Origin of the sequence: Mycobacterium bourgelatii (assembly GCF_010723575.1) — a bacterium.
Lineage (GTDB): Bacteria > Actinomycetota > Actinomycetes > Mycobacteriales > Mycobacteriaceae > Mycobacterium > Mycobacterium bourgelatii.
Genome location: NZ_BLKZ01000001.1, coordinates 921,430 through 946,616 on the forward strand (window position 1 = coordinate 921,430; position 25,187 = coordinate 946,616).

11 protein-coding genes are annotated in these 25,187 nt (G+C 66.2%); 5 read left to right on the forward strand and 6 right to left on the reverse strand.

Going from position 1 to position 25,187, the window contains the following annotated elements; translation table 11 throughout:
- Positions 1-326: 326 nt before the first annotated feature.
- On the forward strand, positions 327-11,396 hold the full coding sequence (locus G6N68_RS04215; protein WP_163708267.1) for a PPE family protein: 11,070 nt from the start codon (positions 327-329) through the stop codon (positions 11,394-11,396).
- A 385-nt stretch (positions 11,397-11,781) separates the two neighbouring features.
- Here G6N68_RS04215 and G6N68_RS04220 read toward each other — a convergent pair whose 3' ends face one another.
- On the reverse strand, positions 11,782-12,990 hold the full coding sequence (locus tag G6N68_RS04220; protein WP_163708270.1) for an NADH:flavin oxidoreductase: 1,209 nt from the start codon (positions 12,988-12,990) through the stop codon (positions 11,782-11,784).
- 125 nt (positions 12,991-13,115) lie between these two features.
- Between G6N68_RS04220 and G6N68_RS04225 the strand changes: the two genes are divergently transcribed.
- The gene (locus G6N68_RS04225) at positions 13,116-13,970 is read left to right on the forward strand and encodes a bifunctional methylenetetrahydrofolate dehydrogenase/methenyltetrahydrofolate cyclohydrolase (protein WP_163708273.1); all 855 of its coding nucleotides are present in this window, start codon (positions 13,116-13,118) and stop codon (positions 13,968-13,970) included.
- Positions 13,967-14,260, forward strand: a complete 294-nt coding sequence (locus tag G6N68_RS04230) for a DUF3017 domain-containing protein (protein WP_163708276.1) — start codon at positions 13,967-13,969, stop codon at positions 14,258-14,260. The genes G6N68_RS04225 and G6N68_RS04230 overlap by 4 nt, the downstream gene beginning before the upstream one ends.
- 5 nt (positions 14,261-14,265) lie before the next feature.
- Here the strand turns inward: G6N68_RS04230 and G6N68_RS04235 are convergent, their stop codons facing one another.
- On the reverse strand, positions 14,266-14,700 hold the full coding sequence (locus tag G6N68_RS04235; protein WP_163708279.1) for a DUF732 domain-containing protein: 435 nt from the start codon (positions 14,698-14,700) through the stop codon (positions 14,266-14,268).
- Positions 14,701-14,898: 198 nt separating this feature from the next.
- On the opposite strand from G6N68_RS04235, the gene G6N68_RS04240 reads away from it, so the two are divergent.
- Positions 14,899-16,350: an FAD-binding oxidoreductase gene (locus tag G6N68_RS04240; protein ID WP_205351239.1), complete on the forward strand. Its 1,452-nt coding sequence runs from the start codon at positions 14,899-14,901 to the stop codon at positions 16,348-16,350.
- Between the two features lie 2 nt (positions 16,351-16,352).
- Here G6N68_RS04240 and G6N68_RS31355 read toward each other — a convergent pair whose 3' ends face one another.
- The gene (locus G6N68_RS31355) at positions 16,353-20,132 is read right to left on the reverse strand and encodes a PE family protein (RefSeq protein ID WP_163708284.1); all 3,780 of its coding nucleotides are present in this window, start codon (positions 20,130-20,132) and stop codon (positions 16,353-16,355) included.
- A 239-nt stretch (positions 20,133-20,371) separates the two neighbouring features.
- Here G6N68_RS31355 and G6N68_RS04250 point away from each other — a divergent pair, with 239 nt between their 5' ends.
- The gene (locus G6N68_RS04250; protein WP_163708287.1) at positions 20,372-20,569 is read left to right on the forward strand and encodes a hypothetical protein; all 198 of its coding nucleotides are present in this window, start codon (positions 20,372-20,374) and stop codon (positions 20,567-20,569) included.
- 7 nt (positions 20,570-20,576) lie between these two features.
- Here G6N68_RS04250 and G6N68_RS04255 read toward each other — a convergent pair whose 3' ends face one another.
- The 3 genes from G6N68_RS04255 to metX all read right to left on the reverse strand — a co-directional run bounded on the left by G6N68_RS04255 (position 20,577) and on the right by metX (position 25,178).
- Positions 20,577-23,207: a helix-turn-helix transcriptional regulator gene (locus G6N68_RS04255; protein ID WP_163708290.1), complete on the reverse strand. Its 2,631-nt coding sequence runs from the start codon at positions 23,205-23,207 to the stop codon at positions 20,577-20,579.
- Positions 23,208-23,277: 70 nt separating this feature from the next.
- Positions 23,278-24,012: a class I SAM-dependent methyltransferase gene (locus G6N68_RS04260; protein WP_163708295.1), complete on the reverse strand. Its 735-nt coding sequence runs from the start codon at positions 24,010-24,012 to the stop codon at positions 23,278-23,280.
- Positions 24,009-25,178 (reverse strand): homoserine O-acetyltransferase MetX, encoded by a 1,170-nt coding sequence (gene metX, locus G6N68_RS04265; protein WP_163708299.1) that lies wholly within the window; start codon positions 25,176-25,178, stop codon positions 24,009-24,011. Before metX ends, G6N68_RS04260 begins: the two co-directional genes overlap by 4 nt.
- Between the last annotated feature and the right edge of the window lie 9 nt (positions 25,179-25,187).

Genomic DNA, 25,187 nt, shown 5'->3' on the forward strand with positions numbered 1-25,187 from the left:
TTGCCCTAGGGGTCGCCACTGTCCAAAGGGGAAAGTATGCAGACATCACTCGCGTTTACGCTGCCCTGAGATCCGCCTTTGGCGCGGGCAGCGGTAAGCGTTTCGAGACAGCCCTGGCGGCGGTGGTGAATCCCGCGATCCAGGCCGACCGGGCGGGAGCCGGTGTCGCTTGCGGTATCGAACATCTTCGGACAGAACACTCCGGCGATCGCGGCCACCGAGGCCGCTTATATATGCAATGAGCTCTTACTTAAGAGTTTCCCATTCCTCGAGCGGAATGGCCTGGGTAATGAGAGCATGGCCAGTGCGTTCTGCGGAGGTGGGTGATGAGTTTTCAAATATTGCCCCCGGAAATCAATTCCCTCTTGATGTACGGCGGCGCGGGTTCGGGGCCCATGTTGAGGACGGCCGCGGCATGGGACGGGTTGGCGGCTGAATTAAGTTCAGCGGCCGCGTCGTTCGGTCGCGTCACGTCGGAGTTGGCCACCGGAGCCTGGCAGGGGCCGGCGTCGACGGCGATGGCGGCCGCGGCCGCGCCGTATACCGGGTGGTTGGGTGCGGTGGCGGCGGCCGCCGAGGCGGCGGCGGGACAGGCCCGGGTGGTGGCCGAAGTCTTCGAAGCCGCGTTGACCGCGACGGTGAATCCCGTTGTGGTGGCGACCAACCGTTTCGAGTTGGCGTCATTGGCGTTGTCGAACATTCTCGGGCAGAACACGCCGGCGATCGCGGCAACCGAGGCCGCCTACGAGCTGATGTGGGCCCAGGACGTGGCCGCGATGGCGGCCTATCACGCCGGTGCGTCGGCTGCGGTGTCGGCGTTGCCGGCGTTCGAAGAGGTAGGGGCCATCCTGTCGGCGCTGGTGGGCCACGCCAACGCGGCGATGGACGAATTGGCGGCCGTCCCGAAGCAACTCGTTCTCAATGCTGGATTGGCCAACGTCGGCAACTACAACGTCGGTGGCGGCAATATCGGCCTGCTGAACTTCGGGGTGTCCAACATCGGCACCGGAAACGTGGGCAAGGCCAACATCGGCAATTGGAACTTCGGTTTTGCCAACATTGGCGACTTGAACCTGGGTTGGGGCAACGCCGCGCTGGGGTCGTTCAGCGGCGGGAACATCGGGTTCGGCAATACCGGTGCCAGCAACCTTGGCTTCGGGAATATGGGCCTGGGCAACATCGGATTTGGCAATACCGGCAACAACAATGTCGGGTTCGGGCTCACGGGCGACAACCAGACGGGCTTCGGGGGCCTTAACTCGGGGACCGGCAACATCGGGTTGTTCAACTCGGGCACCGGAAACATCGGGCTGTTCAACTCGGGCACCGGAAACGTTGGCTTGTTCAACGCGGGCAACAGCTACAACACCGGATTCGGCAACACGGGGCACGCCAGCACCGGCATCTTCGTCTCCGGCAACTTCAGCACCGGCATCGACATTTCCGGTGACTACAACACCGGTTTGTTCAATTCCGGCAATGCGAACACCGGCTGGTTCAATACCGGCAACGTCAACACCGGCTGGTTCAACACCGGCCACATAAACACCGGCATCGGCAACTCCGGCAATGTCAACACCGGCTTCTTCATCAGGGGCAACTACAGCAACGGGTTCTTGTGGGCGGGTGATTACCAGGGCCTGATCGGGTTCGACGCCGGATCCTCCATACCGTTGATTCCGGTCAATATCGGTTTGTTCGGCGCGGTCGGTCCCATCACCCTGCTGCCCATCCAGATCCTTCCCACCATCCCGCTGAACATCCACCACACCTTCAATCTGGGTCCGCTGCATGTTCCCGACATAGTTATTCCCGCGTTCGGCGGAGGCACCGGGATACCCATCGACATCGGCCCGATCACCATCTCGCCCATCACCCTGTTCCAGGCGCAGCATTTCAACACCGAATTCCCGATCGGCCCCTTGTTCGCCCTCGGCGTGGTGAACATTTCCGAGATCCAAATCGTCGATCCGCAAGGCGCGGTGACCCAATTCGGGCCCATCACGATCGACACTCGCATTTCGCAGACTTCGTTGCGAATCGACTGGAATACGCCCGCTATCACGCTCTTCCCGAATGGGATCAGCATTCCCAACAATCCGCTGTCGCTGCTTGCCCGCGCGTCGATCGGTACCCCGGGCTTCACCATTCCGGGCTTCAGCCTCCCGATCGAACCGCTGCCGCTCACCATCGACATCGACGGCCAAATTGACGGCTTCAGAACACCGCCCATCACTATCGACGTCCTGCCCATCAATATCGGGATCAAATTCAACATCGGTCCCATCCCGATCCATGGGCTGCATATCCCGGCAACGCCGGGCTACGGGAACACCACCACCAACCCGTCCTCGGGCTTCTTCAACAGCGGCGAAGGGGGCGTCTCGGGCTTCGGGAACTTCGGCCAGGGCGTCTCGGGCTGGTGGAACCAGGCGAACGCCGCGGTGGCCGGGACCAGCTCCGGGCTGGCCAACTTCGGCTCGTTGCAGTCTGGGTTCCTGAATTTCGGCTCGGGCGTATCGGGTCTCTACAACACCGCCGCCGTCGGGGCGCCCGCATTGGTCTCGGGATTCGGCAACATCGGCGAGCGGGTGGCGGGACTGTTGTCGTCGGGCGATGGGCTCAACCAACAGTTGGTCGCCAACATCGGCTTGGCGGACGTGGGCAAATACAACGTCGGACTCGGCAATCTCGGAGACCTCAACCTGGGTGCCGCCAACCTGGGCATGCAGAATCTCGGTTTCGGCAATGTCGGTGACGGCAACATCGGGTTCGGCAATATCGGCAACGGCAACCTCGGATTCGCCAACCAGGGCAACAACAACTTCGGTATCGGCCTCGTTGGTGACAACCAGACCGGTATCGGCGGGCTGGCCGCTGGGCTTGGTTCCGGCCTCAATGCCGGCCAAGGCAACATCGGGTTGTTCAACTCGGGCGACAACAACATCGGGTTCTTCAACTCGGGCAGCGGGAATTTCGGATTCTTCAACTCGGGTGATTACAACACCGGCGTCGGTAACGCCGGTATGGCCAATACCGGGTTGTTCAACGTCGGCAGTTTCAACACCGGACTGGCCAATCCCGGCCACTACAACAGTGGCAGCTTCAACATCGGCAGCTACAACACCGGCGATTTCAACCCGGGCAGCATCAACACCGGGTGGTTGAACACCGGCAATTCGAACACCGGTATCGCGAACTCGGGCAACTTCGACACCGGCGCCTTCATCACGGGCAACTACAGCAACGGCATCCTGTGGCGTGGCAACTACGAAGGCCTGGTCGGCGCGTACTACGCGGTCACGGCCGACCGCTTCCCGGTGACCATGCACGCCATCGCCGGTGTCGGCCCGCTTCACATAGATCCCGTTCCGATTCCGGCGCTGCACTTCTCGATCACCAACGCGGCAGTCGGCTTGGGGCCGTTCACCATTCCCGAAATCCACATTCCGAAGATCCCGATCGACGTCCTGGGATCCGTAAACCTTGCGGCCAACACCATCGCGCCGATCACCGCCCTGAACCCGATCAGTGCTGGGGTCGGTCTCCTGGTCGGTTCCTTCCAGTTCAACAACCCGTTCATCAGCATCGACCATTTCGGCAATCCAAACCCCCCGGTCATCGGCTTCTACTTGTCCGACCTGTCGATCACCGGACCCAGACTCAGCGGGTTCAACATCGGGGACCCGATCCCGCTGATGCTCTCGGTGCAGTCCACGGTGGTGACGCTCCTCCCGAACGGCTGGAACATCCCCGATCAGGTTCCGGTAACCCTTGCCCTGTCCGGCGGCAACGACGCGTTCACGATCTTCCCGGGCGGTCTCACGTTCCCCAAGGCCTTCGCGGGGGTCTCCAACCTGTCGGGCGGACTCGACGCGTTCACCCTGCTGCCCAACGGTTTCACCATCAACACCGTCCCGGCCATCGTCGACGGCCATGCCATGGTCGGCGAGATCCGGATGTCGGTCATCAACATCCCGGCGGTCCCGGGTTTCGGGAACACGACGACCACCCCGTCGTCCGGCTTCTTCAACAGCGGCGCCGGCGGGGGATCGGGCTTCGGGAACTTCGGCGCCGGCGTGTCGGGTTGGTGGAACCAGGCGCACGACATGTTGGCGGGCGCGGGGTCGGGCGTCGGCAACTTCGGCTCTCTGCACTCGGGTTTGCTGAACTTCGGTTCGGGGGTCTCGGGTGTGTACAACGCCAGCACCCTCGCGGCCGGCACATCGGCGGTGCTCTCCGGCGCCGGCAACGTCGGTCAGCAGCTGTCCGGGCTACTGGCTGCCGGTACCGCACTGAATCCCGGAAGCAGCATCACCAACCTCGGGTTGGCCGATCTGGGTGTCTTCAACCTCGGTCTCGGCAACGTCGGGGATTTCAACCTGGGTGCGGCCAACGTCGGCTGGCAGAACCTGGGATTCGGCAATATCGGCAACGGCAACTTCGGATTCGCCAATATCGGCGACAGCAATTTCGGGTTCGGCAATTCGGGTCTGTCGGCGGGCTTGGCCGGCATCGCCAATATCGGGTTCGGCAATGCCGGCAGCAACAACGTGGGCTTCGCCAACCTGGGTGTGGGCAACATCGGGTTCGGCAACACGGGCAACAACAACTTCGGCATCGGCCTCACCGGTGACAACCAGTCGGGTATCGGCGGGCTGAACTCGGGAGCCGGCAACTTCGGGCTGTTCAATTCCGGCACCAACAACGTCGGATTGTTCAACACGGGCAACGGGAACTGGGGGCTGTTCAACTCCGGCAGCTACAACACCGGTATCGGTAATTCCGGCACGGCAAGTACCGGGTTGTTCAACGCCGGCAATTTCAACACCGGTTTGTTCAACCCCGGGCACTACAACAGCGGCAGCTTTAACGCGGGGAACACCAACACCGGCGATTTCAACCCCGGCAACATCAACACCGGTTGGTTCAACACCGGCCACTCCAACACCGGGATGTTCAACTCGGGCACCCTGAACACCGGCATCTTCATGACGGGCAATGCCAGCAACGGCTGGTTCTGGCGCGGCAATTTCGAGGGCCTGGTCGGTGCGCACTACGGCATGACGATCGAGGAGTTCCCCCTCCACATCACCACCACCGGCGGATTCGGACCGATCGTCATCCCGGACATCGAGCTGCTGCCGCCACTGCACCTAGGCATCTCCGGTGGCGCGAACTACGGGTTCACCGTGCCCGACATCCCGATCCCGGCGATCCACATTGGCATCACCGGCGGCGCCAACGTCGGCTTCCAAGCCCCAGCCACCACGCTGATGTCAGCAGTGGACCTCCAAGGAGGCTTCCGGTTCGGCCCGCTCACGATTTCGGACCTGCAGCTCAATCCGTTCAATGTGGTGCTGACCTTGCCCTTCCTGCACGACATTGATCCGAATATCTTCCCCGATCCCAAGATTTCGCTGCGGATCAACGTCCCGATACCGTTCCATTCGGCGACCGCATTGGGCTTTTTCTTTCCGTTGTCGGAGCAGATCGAGCCCATCACACTGGATGCGATCGCCTTTAGTGAGTTCATACCGATCGACATTCCGCCCATTGACATCCCGGCGTCGATTGTCGAGGGACTGTCGATGGCCGGTTCGTTGCCCATCGATTTCTCCTTGGATATCCCGGCGGTCACCATCCCGGGGATGACGATCCCCGCAATTCCGCTGGACTTCGACATCATCGCCAATGTCGGACCCTTCGATATTTCAATAATCGACGTTCCGAAGGTTCCGGGTTTCGGAAACACGACCGAACTCGTGTCGTCGGGCTTCTTCAACGCCGGTGTTGGCGGCGGATCGGGCATTCAGAACGCCGGCGCGGGCATTTCGGGCATCTTCAATTTCGGGTACGAGGCGATGAAGGGCGGACTGTCCGGTTTCGGCAACGCCGGCAGCCTGGCGTCCGGCATGTTGAACTCCGGCGTCGACATCTCCGGCTGGTTCAACGTGAGCACGGTCGGCAGAGACACTTCGGCGTTCATCTCCGGCATCAGCAACCTCGGGCACAACGTCTCCGGGATGTCGTACCAAGGATTGCTCGCGATGTTGACCCACCCTCAGGATTCAGGGTCTGGCGAGCCAAACCTGATCGACTTGGCCCTCGCCGAGTTGCGACACATGCGCGTCCTCAACTTCCTCGACCTGGGAAACATCGGCGCCTACAACTTCGGCTTCGGCAACATCGGCGACTACAACTTCGGCGCGGGCAACGTCGGAAACCTGAACCTCGGCGGCGGCAACATCGGCCTGCAGAACCTGGGCTTCGGCAACATCGGCGACGGCAACTTCGGCTTGGGCAACCTCGGCGACAGCAATATCGGGTTCGGCAATTCCGGTCTCGCCACGGGTTTGGCCGGTCTTGGCAACATCGGCTTCGGCAATGCCGGCAGCAACAACTTCGGCTTCGCCAACCTGGGCGTGGGCAACATCGGCTTCGCCAACACCGGCAACAACAACGTCGGCATCGGGCTCACCGGCGACAACCAGTCGGGCTTCGGCGGCCTGAACTCCGGGCAGGGCAACCTCGGCCTGTTCAACTCCGGCACCAACAACATCGGCTTCTTCAACACCGGCAACGGGAACTGGGGGTTGTTCAACTCCGGTAGCTACAACACCGGAATCGGTAACTCAGGAATCGCCAGTACCGGCTTCTTCAACGCCGGGAATTTCAACAGCGGGCTGGCCAATGCGGGTCACTACAACACGGGCAGCTTCAACGCCGGCAACACCAACAGCGGCGACTTCAACGCCGGCAACATCAACAGCGGGTGGTTCAACACCGGGCACACCAACACCGGCCTGTTCAACACGGGCAATGTCAACACCGGCGCCTTCAATTCCGGCAACTTCAACAACGGGATGTTGTGGACGGGCGAGTACCACGGCCTGCTGCACTTCGAATACCGCATCGAAATATCCGGCAGCACGGTCCTGGACCTCAACGAGGCGTTCAACTTCGGGCCGGTCACCATCCCGCAGATCGACATCCCCGGAATGTCGCTGTTCGACATCAGCGAACTGATCAATATCGGCCCGTTCAACATTCCCGAAATCCACGTTCCCGCATTAGACCTCGACATTCACGAGGTCATCGAGATCCCGCCGATCGTCTTCCTGCCCAGCATGCAGATCGGCGGCCAGACGTACACGATTTCGCTCGACACCCCGGCCGCGCCCGCTCCGCCGCCCTTCCGGCTGCCGCTGCTCATTGTTGAGGCGCTCGGGGATACCTGGATCGTCGGCGCGACCAATTCAACGGGTTTCGATGGTCTTGGCTTCGTCACCCCGCCGACGCAGGGCATCCTCATCCATTCCGGCCCCACCTTCGGCAGCACGGGCAGTCTCGAACTGCACTTCCCGAGCATGACGATTCCGACGATCCAGACGTCGCCCGTACCGCTACGTATCGATATCACCGGCGGTCTGCCGGCATTCACGCTCTTCCCCGGTGGCCTGTCGATTCCGCAGGACGCGATCCCGCTGAATATCGAGGCGTTCGGCAGGCTCGATCCGATCACCATTTTCCCGGGCGGCTTGACCATCGACCCGCTGCCGCTGACCGTCGCACTCAACATCACGGTGCCGGACAGCAGCGTCCCGATCATCAGCATTCCGCCGGCGCCGGGTTTTGGGAACATGACCAGCTCCCCGTCGTCGGGCTTCTTCAACAGCGGCGCCGGTGGAGTCTCGGGCATCGGAAACTTTGGCGCGGGCTTGTCGGGTGGCTGGAACCAGGCCTACTCCGCGTTGGTGGGCGGGACCTCGGGCGTTGCCAACTTCGGCTCGTTGCAGTCGGGCCTGCTCAACGTCGGCTCGGGCCTGTCAGGGTTCTACAACACCAGCGTGCTGCCGCTAGGCACGCAGGCGTTGGTGTCGGGTATCGGCAACTTCGGCGAGCGGCTGTCGGGTCTGCTGGCCGCGGGCAACGGCGTGAACCAAGCGCTGGTCGCCAACATCGGGTTGGCCGACGTCGGCAACTTCAACCTCGGCTTCGGCAACGTCGGGAACTTCAACCTGGGCGCGGCCAACGTCGGCGGGCAGAACCTCGGCTTCGGCAACTTCGGCGACGTCAACATCGGCTTGGCCAATGTCGGCGGCGGCAACATCGGGTTTGCCAACGCGGGCGACAACAACTTCGGATTCGGCAACCTGGGCCTGGGCAACATCGGTCTAGGCAACTCCGGCAACAACAACGTCGGTATCGGGCTCAAGGGCGACAACCAGTTTGGTATCGGCGGATTGAACTCCGGAGAAGGCAATATCGGGTTGTTCAACTCCGGCACCGGCAATGTCGGATTCTTCAACTCCGGCACCGGCAACTGGGGGCTGTTCAACTCAGGCAGCTACAACACCGGCATCGGCAACTCCGGTATCGCCAGCTCCGGGTTCTTCAACGCCGGCAACTTCAACACCGGGCTGGCCAACACCGGTCACTACAACACCGGCAGCTTCAACGCCGGCGACACGAACTCCGGCGACTTCAACCCCGGCAACATCAACACCGGATGGTTCAACACCGGCCACTCCAACACCGGCATCGCCAACTCGGGCAACGTCGACACCGGGGCATTCATGTCCGGCAGCTACAGCAACGGCATCCTCTGGCGGGGCAACTACGAGGGACTGTTCAGCGCCTCCTACAACTACCCGGCGCCCAGGATCGAAATCCTGGAGCTGCACGGAAACGCCGCCTTCGGGCCCGTCATCATTCCGCCCATCCCGATACCGACGGTGCATATGCACTTTGGCGGCAATGTCGCGATGGGCGCGTTCACCATTCCGCAGATCGACATCCCCGCCCTGCACCCGAACGTTCTGGGCAGCGTCGGTTTCGGGCCCGTCGAGATCCCGTCCGTGCACATTCCATCCATCACCGCGTTTACAGCAATCCTCAATCAGGCGGTGACGATCGGGTCTACGACACAGATCGAGCCGTTCCTGTTCTGGACGTCAAGCGGTCTCATCGGTCCGACTTTCTACGCAGTGGGGCAGAGCTACAGCTTCGGCAATGTCTTTCCGTCGGGCAATATCACCTCGGGCATCCCGAATCTCAGCACCAGCGGACCCCTGCACGCCGTGTTCAAGCTGGCCACCGACCAGGGTTTCGACACGCCGGCGTTGCACATCGGCCAGATTCCGTTGGGCTTCCACGTGCCGGGCACCCTCGACGCAATCACCATCTTCCCGGGCGGTCTGCACTTCTCGGCGGCCTCGCTGCTGAATCTGAAAATCTCCGCCTTCGCCGGAGGCGTCGACATCCCAGCGATCACGTTCCCGCAGATCCCGGCGAGCGCCGACGGCTCCCTGTACTTCATCGGCGGCAACATCCCGTTCGTCAACGTGCCCCCGACACCGGGTATCGGCAACACGACGACGCTGCCCTCGTCGGGGTTCTTCAACCTCGGCGAAGGTGGGGGATCGGGCTTCGGCAACTTCGGCTCGAACGTTTCGGGCTTGTGGAACCAGGCGCACACCGCCATGGCGGGGGCGGGGTCCGGCGTCGCCAACGTGGGCTCGCTGTTCTCCGGCATGCTCAACGTGGGCAGCGGTCTGTCCGGGTTCTACAACACCAGCACCCTGCCGCTGGACACGTCGGCGCTGGTCTCTGGCATCGGCAACTTCGGCGACCACCTGTCGGGGCTGTTGGCGGCCAACGCCGGCCAGAACCCGATCACCATCGTCAACCTCGGACTTGCCGACGTCGGCAACGGCAACATCGGACTTGGCAACGTCGGAAACCTCAACCTGGGCGCGGGCAACGTCGGCGATCTGAACCTGGGCCTCGGGAACCTGGGCAGCCGCAACTTCGGGTTCGGCAATGTCGGTGACCTCAACGTCGGGTTCGGCAACGCAGCTCTGGGCGCGGTGCTGGGCGGCAACGTCGGGTTCGGCAACGCGGGCGCCGGCAACTTCGGCCTGGCGAACCTGGGCGTCGGCAACATCGGCTTCGCCAATACCGGCAACAACAACTTCGGCATTGGCCTGGTCGGCGACAACCTGACTGGATTCGGCGGCTTCAATTCCGGTGAGGGCAACATCGGGCTGTTCAACTCCGGCACCGGCAACATCGGGTTCTTCAACACCGGGACCGGAAACTTCGGGTTGTTCAACTCCGGCAGCTACAACACCGGCATCGGCAACTCCGGCATGGCCAGCACCGGGTTGTTCAACGTGGGCAACTTCAACACCGGTCTGGCGAACGTCGGACACGCCAACACCGGCACCGCAAACGCAGGCAGCTACAACACCGGCGGCTTCAACCCGGGCAGCATCAACACCGGTTGGGTCAACACCGGTAACTCCAACACCGGTTTCGCCAACGCCGGCAACGTCGACACCGGCGCCTATATCACCGGCAACTACAGCAACGGCTTCCTGTGGCGGGGGAACTTCCAGGGGCTGAACGGGTTCGCCTACGGATACACCGTCCCGTTGTTCTCCGCGCTCGGTGCCGATGTCCACGCCGGTGTCGGGCCCATCACCGTGATCCCGCCGATCCACATCCCGGCAATCCCACTGGGATTCACCGCGATTGGCGACATCGGTCCGGTGAACATTCCGTCGATTCCCGTCCCGTCCATCCACCTGAGCCTCAACCCGACCTTTGACGTCGGCACGATCACCGTCGCGCCCTTCAGCTTCACCGTTCCGGGCGTGAACTTGGAAGCCGCCATCTCGGATCTCAACCTGAGATCCGGGAGCAGCTCGGGCTTCCAGGTCAAGGCCAGCTACGTTCCGTTCTCCGTCGGTTCCGACTTCGACCCGGGCGGCGGGGTATCGGTGTTGAAGGCTTTCACCGTTGGACCAATCGTCTTGGGCGCCACAACGTTCCACATTCCGGGATTCACCATTCCCGTCGATCCCATCCATATCGGCCTGCCGTTGTCGCTGACCATCCCTGGGTTCGACATCCCTGCAGGTGGCCTGCCGCGATTGCCGCTGGGCCTCGCGTTGACCGATGGCACGCCGTTCTTCGACATCCCGACGGCCGTCATCGACCGCATTCTGATCGAATTGCACGCCACCAGCACCATCGGCCCGATCGATGTGCCCGTCTTCGGCACCGGCGGGAGCCCGGGTTTCTGGAACTCGTCCACGACGCCGTCGTCGGGCTTCTTCAACAGCGGCGGTGGCGGCAATTCGGGCTTCTTCAACGACGGGGCCAGCCTGTCCGGCTGGTACAACGCGATGTCGGAGGCCTCGAACGGATGGGCGTCGGGCTTCTACAACTTCGGCACTCAGCTGTCTGGATTGCTGAACCGCGGCGCCGGCATGTCGGGTCTGATCAACACCACCACGCTGGACCTGGTCACCGCGGCCTTCACCTCCGGCTTCATGAATGTTGGCGAGCACCTCTCCGGCCTGATTTTCAAGGGCGTCGGGCCGTAGCGATGGTGGCCGCCGCGGCGGTGCCGCTGCGTCGCCTTTGCGCATTGCCGCCGCGCCTCGGCATCGCGAGTGTGGGGGATATGTACCTCGTCGGGCGATATTGGGGCCGAAGGCCTTACGTTCGGCGAAGTGGTGGGCGCCGCTGCGGCGCCGCTGCGTCGCCGCTGCGTCGCGGGTGTGGGGGATATGTACCTCGTCGGGCGATGTTGGGGCCGAAGGCCTTACGTTCGGCGAAGTGGTGGGCGCCGCTGCGGCGCCGCTGCGTCGCCGCTGCGTCGCGGGTGTGGGGGATATGTACCTCGTCGGGCGATGTTGGGGCCGAAGGCCTTACGTTCGGCGAAGGGGCACGCCGCGCCGCGCCGCCGCGGCGCAGCAGGGCCGGCGGCTAGTCCGGAGCTCCGGTGACCACACAGTGCGTGCGGCTGTAGATCGTGGGCATGCACCGATTGCAGTGAATACAAGCGGATTTCACGGCGGCGCCCTCAGCTTTGATCCGGTTGATCAGGTCAGGCTCGGCCAGCAGCGCCCGTGCCATCGCGACGAACTCGAACCCTTCCGCCATCGCCAGGTCCATGGTCTCCCGGTTGGTGATGCCACCCAGCAGAATCAGCGGCATCGACAACTCGGCGCGGAACAGCTTCGCGTCGCGCAGCAGGTAAGCCTCGCGGTAGGGGTACTCGCGGAGGAATTTCTTGCCCGTCATCCGAATCCCCCACCGAATGGGCGGCTTGAAGGCGCCGGCGAAATCCTTGACCGGAGCGTCCCCGCGGAACAGGTACATCGGGTTGACCAGCGAACTGCCCGCGGTCAGCTCGAGCGCGTCCAGGCCGCCGTCTTCTTCCAGCCACTTGGCGGTGGTCAGCGCCTCCTCGATGCTGATGCCGCCGCGCACGCCGTCGGCCATGTTGAGCTTGGCCGTCACCGCGATCCGGCGCGGGCCTTGGTCCACTGCGCGGCGCACGGCCAGCACCAATCCACGCGCGACCTTGGCCCGGTTCGCCAGCGACCCGCCGAACTCATCGGTGCGGCGGTTGATCAGCGGGCTGAGAAACGAGCTGGCCAGGTAGTTGTGACCGAGGTGGATTTCCACGGCGTCGAAGCCGGCTTCGACGGCAAACCGGGCCGCTTTGGCGTGATCGGCGAGTACGTCATCGATGTCGTCACGGCTGGCCTTCTTGGCGAACCGCATCGCGATCGGGTTGAAGAACCGCACCGGCGCCAGCGCGGTGGCCTTGTTGGATCGGGCGTCGGCCACGGGCCCGGCGTGGCCGATCTGCGCGCTCACCAACGCACCCTCGGCGTGGATCGTGTCGGTGAGGCGACGTAGGCCAGGCACCGCCTCCGGCCGCATCCAGATCTGCTCGCCGCTGGTCCGGCCGCCGGGGGCGACCGCGCAATACGCGACCGTCGTCATGGCGGCCCCGCCGGCCGCCGGCTGTCGGTGGTATTCGATCAGGTCGTCCGTCACCAGCGCGTCGGGTGTGCGGGCCTCGAAGGTCGCGGCCTTGATGATGCGGTTGCGCAGCGTCAGTGGCCCCAGCTTGGCGGGGCTGAAAACGTCTGGAGCCGCCTGAGGGGCTGTCTCAGGAACCATGCCGCTGAGCCTAATGGCGCGGTGCGCCGAGATCGCCGCTAGGGCGGTGCTAACGCTCGCGTCCTCGGGCCCCGACGGCAATGTCGGCGCGGCGGCCCCAAGCCCGCCATGCCAGACTGTCTGTCGTGGGCGCAATCACGCTGGACGGCAAGGCCACCCGTGAGGAGATCTTCGTCGACCTGAAGCAACGGGTCGAGGCGCTAACTGCAGCGGGCCGCACGCCCGGGCTGGGCACGATTCTGGTCGGTGACGATCCTGGTTCCCAGGCGTACGTCCGCGGCAAGCACGCCGACTGCGCGAAGGTGGGCATCAACTCGATCCGTCGCGACCTGCCCGCAGACATCTCCCCGGCCACGCTCGACGAGACGATCGACGAGCTCAACGCCAACTCGGACTGCACCGGCTACATCGTGCAGCTGCCGCTGCCCAAGCATCTCGACGAGAACGCGGCGCTGGAACGCGTCAGCCCGGCCAAGGACGCCGACGGTCTGCACCCGACCAACCTGGGCCGGCTGGTGCTCAACACACCGGCACCGCTGCCCTGCACGCCGCGGGGCATCGTGCACCTGCTGCGGCGTTACGACGTTCCGATCGCGGGGGCGCACGTCGTCGTCATCGGACGTGGTGTGACGGTGGGCCGGCCGTTGGGGCTGTTGCTCACCCGCCGTTCCGAGAACGCCACAGTGACGTTGTGCCACACCGGAACTCGCAATCTGCCCGAGCTGACCAGGCAGGCCGACATCATTGTGGCTGGCGTCGGGGTGCCGCATCTGGTGACGGCGGACATGGTGCGTCCGGGCGCCGCGGTCGTCGACGTCGGTGTCAGCCGGGTGGACGGCAAGCTCACCGGTGACGTGCACCCGGACGTCTGGGACGTCGCCGGACACGTGTCGCCCAACCCCGGCGGGGTGGGACCCCTCACCCGGGCGTTCCTGCTGACCAACGTCGTCGAGTTGGCCGAGCAGGCCGCAAAGCCATGACGGTTCGGGCCATCCTCGCGCGCGCCCTGCGTGCGCAATGGCCAATCCTGCTGGTTGGGTTGATCTTCACTGTGGCGTTTGTGCTGGTAGGGGCCAACTTCTGGCGCCGGGGGGCACTGCTTATCGGAATCGGCGTGGGTGTCGCGGCCGCGCTACGTTTGGTGCTTTCGGAGGATCGGGCGGGTCTGCTGGTGGTGCGGCACCGCGGAACGGACTTTGCGACGATGGCGACGGTCGCGGCCACGATGGTTTACATCGCCTCGACCATCGATCCCTTAGGTACGCGCTAGCGCTGCTAGAAGCCGGGCAGTCCGGGGAGGTCCGCCAGGCCGGGTATCTGTCCCACTCCGGGAATTTGCTGCAGACTGTCCGGCAGGCTGCCGTTCGCGACGTTGGCCATCACCTGCGGGCAGTAGGACGCAATCGCGATGCTGGTGAACATTTCAGCCATGCCCTGGTTCATGCCGCTTTGCCTGGCGACGACCGTTGACGCGGCCTTGTTGAACGAACCACCCGGCTGGGACAGGATCGGGCAGACGGACTGGCCCAGCGCTTCCGCATTGAGCGCGTCGCCGTAGTTGATTCCGGCGTTGTTCAGCGCATTGATGAATGCGTCGTCTACCGGGCTGGCTTCCGCCGGTGCCGCCGCAAATACCGCGCTGGCGGCCAATACTCCGGCGGACGCCGTCAGCAGACGAATGGTCAAGGGCTGATTGCGCCAAAGTTTCATGTTGAGAACCCTCCGGCATGGCGGTCTCATTTAGAACACGACGCCATAAAGGTTTGCCTTCTCTGCGTTTTCTTATGGTCCTCCGGCTAGCTCTTCGGCTATTAGCGGTGCTCCGCAACGACACGATCGCGTCACGCTGGGATGCGACACGTTGCGGCACAAGCATTTTGGTGGTGCTGACAGTGAACAATGCGGACCATGGGCCGGGAGATCTCACGCCAAGAGTTCCTACGAGGCGCCGTCGGGGCGCTGGCTGCCGGGGCGTTGGCCAATTCGGGGCGGGCGGCGGCAGACCCGGGGATCGACTGGGCGGGCCTGGCTTCTTCGATCGGTGGCAAGGTCGTGCTGCCCGCCAACGGCGGCGCGTTCACCTCGGCCAAGCAGGTTTTCAACTCGCTGTACGACGGTTCCAACCCGGCGGCCGTCGTCACCGTCACGTCCCAGTCCGACGTCGAGAAGGCAGTCGCCTTCGCGGTGGCCAACAAGCTGAAGATCGCACCCCGGGGCGGCGGGCACTCCTACACCGGCGCCTCGACCGCCACCGGCGCGATGGTCCTCGACCTGCGTGGTCTGCCCGGTGGGGTGAAATTCGACAGCGCCACGAACACTGTCACGGTGCCCGCCGCAACGCACCTGTATGCCGTGCATGAAGCGCTGGCCGGCGTAGGTCGCGCGATTCCCACCGGCAGTTGCCCCACCGTCGGGGTCGGCGGATTAGCCTTCGGCGGCGGGCTGGGTGCCGATTCCCGCCACGCCGGATTGACGTGCGACGCGCTGCGATCGGCGACCGTGGTGCTGCCCAGCGGGGAGACGGTGACCGCATCCGCGGACGACCACCCGGACCTGTTCTGGGCGCTGCGTGGTGGTGGGGGAGGGAACTTCGGGGTGACGACGTCGATGACGTTTGCGACGTTTCCCGCTGCCGGGGCCGATGTGGTTCGGGTCGATTTCCCGCCGGCAACGGCGGCCGAGGTGCTGATCGGCTGGCAGAAGTGGCTCGCGGCGGCGGATCGCAACACGTGGGGTCTGGTCGATCTGTCGGTAGGCCAGGGTCAGGGGGCATCAGGAGGCAATTGTCATGTATTGGCGACGTGCCCTTCCGGTTCCGGCGCCGCGACGACTGAGGCGATCAAGTCGTCGGTGGGCATCCAACCCAGCGGCACCGAGATCAAGTCGTTCGCTCACATGGAGCTGGTGCGGTATCTGGCCGGTGGCAGCGCGACGAGCTCGCCGCGCGGATTCGTCGCCGGATCCGACGTCATCGACACGTTGAGTTCTGGTGCGGCACAAGCGATTGTGGCCGCCATCGGCAAGTGGCCGCCCGCGTCGGGTCGCGCGGCGGCGATCATCGATACGCTCAGCGGCGCCGTCGCCGACGTTGATCCGGGCGCTTCGGCGTTTTCCTGGCGCCGGCAGGCCGCCGTCGTGCAGTGGTACGCCGAGACGCCCAATGCCGCGCAAGTGGGCACCGCCAATCAGTGGGTGACGGCACACCAAGTGGTGCAACCGTTTTCGGTGGGCGGCTACGTGAATTACCTGGAGCCCAACACCCAGGCGGTACGTTACTTCGGCTCAAACCTAGCTCGGCTCAGCGCTATTCGGCAGCAGTTCGACCCCAACCGGGTGATGTACTCCGGGCTTACGTTCTAACTTCAGAAGGTGCCGGCACCGGCTCCACCGGCCCCGCCGGCCCCCCCGTCGCCGCCGATAACAGAGCCGGCGCCGGTGGGCCCCGTGCCGAGGCTGCCGAGGCCGCCCGGCTGGCCCACAGCGATGATCACATTCACAAGCCGCGAACCGCCCTGGCCGCCGTCGCCGCCTTTGCCGCCGTTGCCGCCCGGGCCGCTCGATCCACCGCCGGGCGCCAGCGTCCCGTTGCCGCCATCGCCCCCGTTGCCGCCATTGCCGCCGGTGCCGCCACTGACGAAGCCAATGCCGCCTTCGCCGCCTTTGCCGCCGAGGCCACCGTCGGTGCCATTGGCGAGGAGTGGGATGGTGGAGCCGTCGCCGCCGATACCGCCATCGCCACCGTTGCCGCCGACGCCGGTGACACCCCAACCGCCGTCGCCGCCCATGCCGCCATTTCCGGCTTCGCCGCCGGCGGCGCCGGCTCCGCCACTTCCTCCGTTGCCGCCGTCACCCCCATTGGAGCCGATGCCACCGGCGCCACCTTTGCCGCCGTGGCCGCCGTGGACCCAGACGCCGCCATTGCCGCCGAAACCACCATCGCCTCCGTTGCCCTGCTGGCCTGCCGCGCCCTTTGCCCCTTGGCTGGAACCCTGGCCCCCCTGGCCGCCACTGCCGCCCGCACCGCCGTCGCCGCCTCTGCCGCCGTCGCCACCGTTTCGCTCCGAATCAATAATCGAGTTGGCGCCGTGCGCGCCGGTCCCGCCGTCGCCACCCGTGCCGCCTTTGCCGCCCGCGCCTCCCGCGCCCCCGGCGCCTTGCTTGCCATCGACACCGGCACCTTTCGCGGTACCGCCGGCGCCCCCTTGGCCGCCGGTGCCGCCGTCGCCGCCGAGTCCGCCGGTGAGGCCGTTGCCGCCGGTGCCGCCCTTGACGCCGGTGCTGCCCTCGCCCCCGATTCCACCAGAGCCGCCGGCGCCGCCGGTGCCGCCGTCGCCGGAGATAGTGCCACCGCTGCCGCCGGCCCCACCTTTGCCGCCGATGCCGCCTTGGCCACCGGTTGCGCCGGGCGTGCTCGGGTTTGAGGCGCCGATCCCGCCGGTGCCGCCTTGGCCCCCGGTGCCGCCGTTGCCGACGACTCCGCCGTTGCCGCCTTTGCCGCCGTCGCCGCCGGTGCCGGCGATGTCGACTGCGTTGGCGCCCTTGCCGCCCGTGCCGCCGTTGCCGCCGCTGCTACCGGCGTTACCCGCGAGGCCATCGGTGGTGCCGCTGCCCTTGCCGCTGCCGCCCTGGCCGCCGGCGCCGCCCTGGCCTGGGTCACCGCCGTCGCCGCCGCTGCCACCGGTCCCGTTGTTGACACTCCAGGTGCCTTGGGCGCCGTTCCCGCCGTTGCCGGCTTTGCCGCCGGTGCCGCCGGTGCCGCCCTTTCCGCTGTCCCCGACATCGGCGCTAATGCCATTCCAGGACAGGCCGCCGGTGCCGCCGTCACCGCCCTTACCGCCGACGCCACCTTTGCCGCCGTCGCCGCCCTGACCGCCGTCGCCGAAGGGAAGCAAGCTGCCGTCGATGCCGGTTCCGCCGGTTGCGCCGGTGCCGCCCGTGCCGCCGGTCCCGCCATTGCCGCCACGGCCACCGTTGCCGGCCATGAATCCGGCGTTACCGCCTTTACCGCCATTGCCGCCCTGGCCACCGTCACCACCGGTTGCTCCGGTGGCTCCGGCGGGGGTGTTGGGCCCCAGCAGGGGGTCGCCGTTGACGCCGTTGACGCCGTTACCGCCGTTGCCGCCGTTGCCGCCGTTGCCGTGCGAACCGCCGTTACCGCCGTCACCGCCGTTGCCGCCCGGGATGAGGGTGTTACCGAAGCTGAGTCCGCCGCCGCCGGTGCCGCCATTGCCGCCATGACCGCCGGAACCGGCGAACGCGCCCGTGCTGTCTTTAATGCCGCCGTTCTGCCCGTTGACGATGGGAGTGGATCCCGACCCACCTGCTCCGCCAAATCCTTTCGCGCCGGCGTTGCCGCCGTTGCCGCCTTTTCCGCCGGTGCCCTGGATCGCGTCACCGCCGTCGCCGCCGTTACCGCCGTGGGCGTTGGCGCCGCCGTTTCCGCCGGCACCGCCGGCGCCCAGTTTGCCGGCCTGACCGTTCGGTGCAGCACCGCCGGCGCCGCCGTTGCCGCCGTTGCCGCCGTTGCCGCCCCCGCCGCCGTCCATTCCGTCGTCGCCTGCAAAGCCGCCGAGGGCGCCCTTGGCGCCGTCGGCACCAACGGTGCCGTCTTGGCCGAAGCCGCCGTTGCCGCCCGCCCCGCCGTCCCCACCGTTGCCGGCTTGGGCACCGCCCATGCCCCCTGCGCCGCCGTGACCGCCGTGGCCGCCAGATCCGCCGTCCTGGCCAGGCCCCGCCGCCGCGGGAGCGCCATGGGCGCCGAAGCCGCCCCTGCCGCCCTTGCCGCCGTCGCCGACCAGGCCGCCGTTGCCTCCGTTACCGCCGGCCCCGCCATTCTGGCCGGTGAACAAAAAGCCGTGGCCGCCGTCGCCGCCGTTGCCTCCGTTGCCGCCGCTGGTAGCTGTGCTTCCGGCCGCGCCGTCGGCTCCGTTGATCCGGCCGGGCGCGCCGGCTCCGCCGATCCCGCCGACGCCGGGATTACCGCCGTTGCCGCCGTCGGCACCAGCGGCGCCGGAAATCGCCGAATGCGCCCCGTCGCCGCCGTTGCCGGGGGCCCCGCCGGTCCCGCCGGCTCCGCCGGCCCCGCCGACACCCTGAACACCCCCGAACATGCCACCCAGGCCGCCCTGGCCACCGGCCCCGCCGTTTCCGCCGGCCCCACCGTTGGCGCCGTGTCCGCCCGCGACACCGGTGGTCACTCCGGCCGAGCCGTTCCCACCGTTCCCACCGGATCCGCCGACTCCGCCACCGCCGCCGGCGCCGCCATTGCCGAACAGCAACCCGCCGTAACCGCCGGCGCCACCTTGACCGCCGGTGCCTCCCAGTCCGCCGTTGGTGCCTGAAATTCCCTCCGCGTCAAACGTGAAGCCGGCGGCTCCCGTGGTGCCTGCTCCGCCGGCACCGCCCGATCCACCGGTGCCGATCATCCCGGCGTGACCGCCCTGCCCGCCGCTGCCGCCGAGCACTCCGGCACCGCCGGTCCCACCGGTGCCGCCGTCACCGAACAACCAGGCGCGGCCTCCCGCGCCGCCAATTCCGCCGGCAGTCCCACCCCCAGCCCCGCCGGCGCCCCCGTGCCCGCCATGGCCGAACAACAAGCCGCCGCTGCCGCCGGCGCCTCCCGCAGCGCCCGCGCCTCCGGCGCCGCCCAGGCCGCCCGAGCCGATCAGACCCGCCGCGCCACCGGCACCCCCGGCAACGCCAGGGCCGCCGGATCCACCGGCTCCACCGTTGCCCCACAACAGTCCGCCCGCGCCGCCGTTCGAGCCGGTACCCGCGGCCCCGTCGGCGCCATTGCCGATCAGCGGACGGCCCAACAGCGCCATTGTCGGAGCGTTGATCACGCCCAGAATCAGCTGCGCCGCGTCCGTCTCCGCGGCCGCGTATGCGCTACCGGCACGAGTGAGCGCCTGCACGAACTCGGTGTGAAACGCTGCGGCCTGCGTACTCAGCGTCTGAAACTGGTTACCTTGAGACGAAAAAAGCGCCGCGATCGCCACTGAAACCTCGTCGGCGGCCGCCGGGGCCAGCCCGACAATGGACGCCGCCGCCGCATACTGCGCTTGGCTGAGTGTTGCACCGATACTGGCCAGATCCGTAGCAGCAGAAGCGAACACACCCGGCACAGCCACTACGAACGACATGACGCCCTTCCCGACCCCTACAGCCCCCGATCGGCAAAACTAACGCCATAGCGGGCAGGCCAACCCCGTACGGCACTACTTGGATTTCGACCCACACCCGCCGACGACTACCTACTCGGAAAGCAAGTAGTCAGGCGTCGAGAGCATTCGAAAATCAGGTAGCGCGGTACGGGGCAGCGCCGTGCGCCGTGCGGCATCGTCACTAGCGACCGAGACGACAGCTTCGCGGCGGGAAGGTCATGACACAGGACGAGGACTACGAGGCCGCACTGCGCCGTTTACCTGAAGCGCATTCACTCGCCATTCGCCTGCACGATGCCGGCGTCGCGGAGGCGGTGATCTGCGAGTACCTCCACATCGAGCCGGAAAGCCTAGGCACGCTGCTCGACGTGGCGCGTCGCAAGCTGGACAGCGCGCTGCACTGCCAACGCAGGTAGCGGTCCGTCACCCCGTAGGCGCGGTCGCCGCGTCGTTGAACTGTTGCACCAGGGCGGACAGTTCTGCACGCGACGAAACGCCGGCCTTGGTGCTGGCCTGGTAAACGTGACCTTCGATCGTGCGAATCGACACCGACATTGCTTCCGCGATTTCCTTGTTGGACAGACCTTTCGACACCAGATTTGCAATCTCGTGCTCGCGCCGCGTGAAGGGCAGCGGTACCTTGCTCGCGGCCAACGCCGGGCTTACCGCGCCCCCGCACTGCCGGGCAAGCAGTTGCGCCCGGGCACCGGCGGTGAGCGCACTACCGCGTCGCCCCTGCGAACGGTGGGAGGCGGCGGCCTGCGCCGCGGCATCGGCCGCGGCCAAAACGTCGCCCATCGCCTCGAAATCCCGCGACACCGCATCCAGTCCTGCGGCGTCATCGTCAGCCAGGGCACGGGCATAGCGGGCCAACAGGGGCGCTCGCGGGCCTTCGACCAGAGTGGCCAGTTCCTCGAGTCGGGTGGCCGCGTCGACGTCGCCGAACTGCACCCCGGTCTGCAGACAGAGGACCTCGCGCGCGTATTGGTGGTGGTCGCGGGCAAATTGCGTTGCGCGCGAAACGATCTCGCGCGCATCCGTGGTTCGCCCCTGTGCTGCGCGTACCCACGCCTCCGCCAACAGGTATCCGGATTCGACATACATGTATGCCGGATGTCTGTTTCGGCGGGTCGTCTCCAGACAAGCTAGCGCGGCATCGACGGCGCCAGATCGGGCCAGCGCCTCGGTCTGCAGGACTCTGAATCGATACGAGAATCCGGAGGTCTCGCCGGAGCCGCCGAAACTTTCGAGAGCTGTTGTCAAATATCGCCGGGCCGCGGCCAGATCACCCTTGCCGAGCGCAACCATTCCCTGGGCGGCGATAGCCATCGACCGCAACATGCCAGGCATATCGGCGTACTGGCGATACTGGTCGTCCGTAACGACCCCGGCCTCGTCGACGTAGCCCGCGGCCATCAGTGCGTAGGCGTGAAATTCGCCGAGACCGGAGCGGTGAAACGACTCTTCCTCCGGTGCGCCTGCCAGCTCTGAGTATCCCGACCTGGCCCGCGCAGCGGCATCTTCGGTGCGTCCCACGTCACCCAACGCAATCGTTTCTGTTGCGCAGCCGACGACCCCGTAACCGGCCAACCGATCTTGGTCGACCCTGCTCATCGTCTCGATCGCTGCGGTCGGTTGGGCGGCCATCACTTCGATGACGGCACGGCACGTGCGCAGCACATGGTTGCGGTCGGCATCGCCGAGTCGCATTGCATCGTCGAGCACGCTGCGGGATTCGTTGGGCTGCCGCAAGTTGAGCAACAGATTCGTGGCACGCAGGACCGATCCGTCAAAGAAGCCGTGCCCGGCGAGCTCCGGTGGCCCGAGACTGCTCAGGATTTCCTCGGCGTCGTCGCCCTTCTCTTGCATAAAGAGGATGTATGCCAGTGAGATCTTTGCCTCGGGAACGGGTTTCACGGCGAGGGCCGCGCGGGCGAGCCGCTCGGCCAGTCCGAGATCGTGCCGCGACGCGGCCACCTTCGCGGCATGTGTCAGGATTTCGGCGTCCGGAGCAAGATCGGACTCCAACCACAGCAGCCCGAGCCGAAGCACGTCGGCGCCATCGTTCGCTGCCATCGCGGCCGCGACGCTTCCGCGTAATCTCTTCAGCCGCAACGGTCCACAATTGCTCAGCCGGATCTCCCCATACAGCGGATGGCCGACGTACAGGGCGTCGGTAGCGGAGCTGGCCACAACCAGGCCGCGTTGTTCGGCGGATTCGATCGCGGGCGGCTCGGCCAGCGTGGCTAAGAGTCGGCGGTCGATCGGCTCAGCGACCGCCACCAAATCCACAACATGCTGGATATCTTCGGGCACCGCGCCAATTTGTTCGTCTACTAGTTCGACCAGCGACGGCGATGCCGATAGTGTCCCCGCCCAACGCCATTCGCCGTCGACACACGCGAGATTGCCAGATTCCCGAAGGTGTTCCACAAGATGGCGCAGGTAAAGGACATTCCCTTGGCTCAACTTCCACAACCGCTCGAGGGCGTCGGCGCCAACCGGACCGTCGAGGACGGTGTGCAACAGAATGTCGGTCTCGATGCGGGATAACGGCTGCAACTCCAACCGGCGCAGCAGGCTGTCTTTCCATAACGCCCTGACAGCGTCGGGTGTGGGCTCGCCACTGCGAATGGTGGCGATCACGGTCGCCACGTCCTGCATGACCAGTTGATGCAGGATCAGTGCCGACAGGTCATCCAACAGATGCGCGTCGTCGACGAGAACGAGCAAAGGCGCGCCGTTGCTGCCATCGGCAAGTTCAGCGAATACTTTGCGCGCCACAGCCGCCGACGATGCATCGGCAGCGTCCACCCAGGGCGCGAAAGCGCCCAGCATCACCGCCCGACCGGTCGCAGTGCCGGCCACCCGCCGCACCGACCACCCGGTTTCCGCTGCCGCACTGGCGGCTTCACGCGCCAACCGGGTCTTACCCACCCCGGCCGCACCGGCGATAACGATGCCCCTGTGGTCGCCGAATTCGCCACCGCCGAGCGACTCGCCGATGAGCCGAAGTTCCTCCGCACGACCCGTCAGAGGCCAGCGGTCTGCCATAGGAGCAGATGCTAGTCGCTCGGCAGGCGCGTGGACCACGAAAGTCGGCCCCGCCGGCCCCGCAGCCCGTTCAGTGGGCCAGCGTTGCCCTTACGCAGACCGTGACGTACGGCAGCGCCAATCCCGCCGAATTCGCCAAGGCCGGATGGGTGGCCAGTAACTCCCGCACCTTGTCCAGCGTCTTGGTCCGCACCTCGGTCGGTGAGTTGATGCAGTAGGTGCGCGACGCCACCAAATCGATAAGCGCTTGTGGCGTCACGTAATTCGTCCACTCAATCTGATGACGTTCCAGATCGGTGAACGGCTCGGGCAGCGTCACCTTGTCGCGGACCGGGTCGCCGTCGCGCCCGATGATGTCGCCCAATTCGCGTACCCAGCCGAGTCTTTCGTCGCGGATGTTCCACACCAGGCCCAGCCGTCCGCCCGGCCGCAACACCCGAGCCACCTCGGGAATCGCTCGTGCCGGGTCCACCCAATGCCACGCCTGCGCGACCAGCACGGCGTCAACGCTGTTGTCCTCCAACGGAATCTCTTCCGCCGTCCCGAGTAGCGCCCGGGTATCCGGTAGCGACTGGCGCAGCACATCCAGCATCTCCGGAATCGGGTCGACCGCCACCACGTCCAGACCGCGCTCGACCAGCCTGGTGGTCAGCTTGCCGGTGCCCGCCCCAAGGTCGAGCACATCGCGCGCGCTGGCCGGTAGCAACCAATCGATCGCGTCGGGCGGATAGGACGGACGTCCTCGCTCGTAGGCAGCGGCCGCGGAGCCGAAGGACAGGGAGCGGTCGTGCCTGGAGCGGGTCACCGCGGACACGCGCCTTTCGAGTCGGCCGGCTCGGCCGCACCGGCCGAGCCATCGGCCAAAGCCAACGTCTCGCGCACCAATTCGCCGACGGCCTCCGTCTCGACCAGGAAGCCGTCGTGGCCGCAGATGGACTCGACGACCCGCAGGCCTTCGCAGCCGGGCAGCAACTCGGCCAGCTCCGCCTGCAGACGTAACGGGTACAGCCGGTCCGAGGTTATGCCACCGACCACCGCCGGCACCGGGCAACCGCGCAGCGCCGCCTCGACGCCGCCGCGGCCGCGGCCGACGTCGTGGCTGCTGAGCGCCTCGGTCAGGATCACGTAGCTGCCGGCGTCAAACCGGGCCAGCAGCTTGTCGCCCTGGTGTTCCAGGTAGCTCTGCACGGCGTAACGACCACCGTGGGCCGGGTCCTCGGTGCCCTGCGGCTTGTTGGCGAACCGGGTGTCCAGTTCGACCTCCCCGCGGTAGGTCAGGTGCGCGAACCGCCGGGCAATGCTCAGGCCATCGTCGGGTGAGCGCCCGGTGTCGTAGTAGTCGCCGCCTTGCCAGTTCGGATCCGCCTTGATGGCCGCGATCTGCGTCGACTGGGTGCCGATCTGGTCGCCGGTGGCGCGCGCGCCCACCGCCAGCAGCAACCCGGCCCGCACCCGGTCCGGGTGGCCGACCATCCATTCCAACGCTCGGGCGCCGCCCATGGACCCGCCAACAACGGCGGCCACCTCGGTTATTCCCAACGCTTCCAGCGCGGCGATGTCCGCCTCGACCTGGTCGCGTACGGATATCAGCGGAAACCTTGAGCCATAAGGCTTTCCGTCGCGGGCGAGCGAACTGGGCCCGGTGGACCCGCGGCACCCGCCCAGCACGTTGGTGGCCAGGGCGCACCAGCGGTTGGTGTCGATCGGTGCGCCGGGGCCGGCGATGCCGTCCCACCACCCGGGCGTGGGATGACCCGGCCCGGCCGGTCCGGTGATGTGCGAGTCGCCGGTGAGGGCGTGCAGGACAACCACGACGTTGTCGCGGGTGGGCGACAGCTCACCCCAGCGCTGCACCGCGATGCTGACGTTGTCGAGAACGGCGCCGCTTTCCAGGCGCAGTGAGCCGATGTCGACGACGCCGATCTCGCCTTCGGCGGGCAGCGCTTGGGTGGGCACGTCGGAGATTGTCACGTCAGTTCC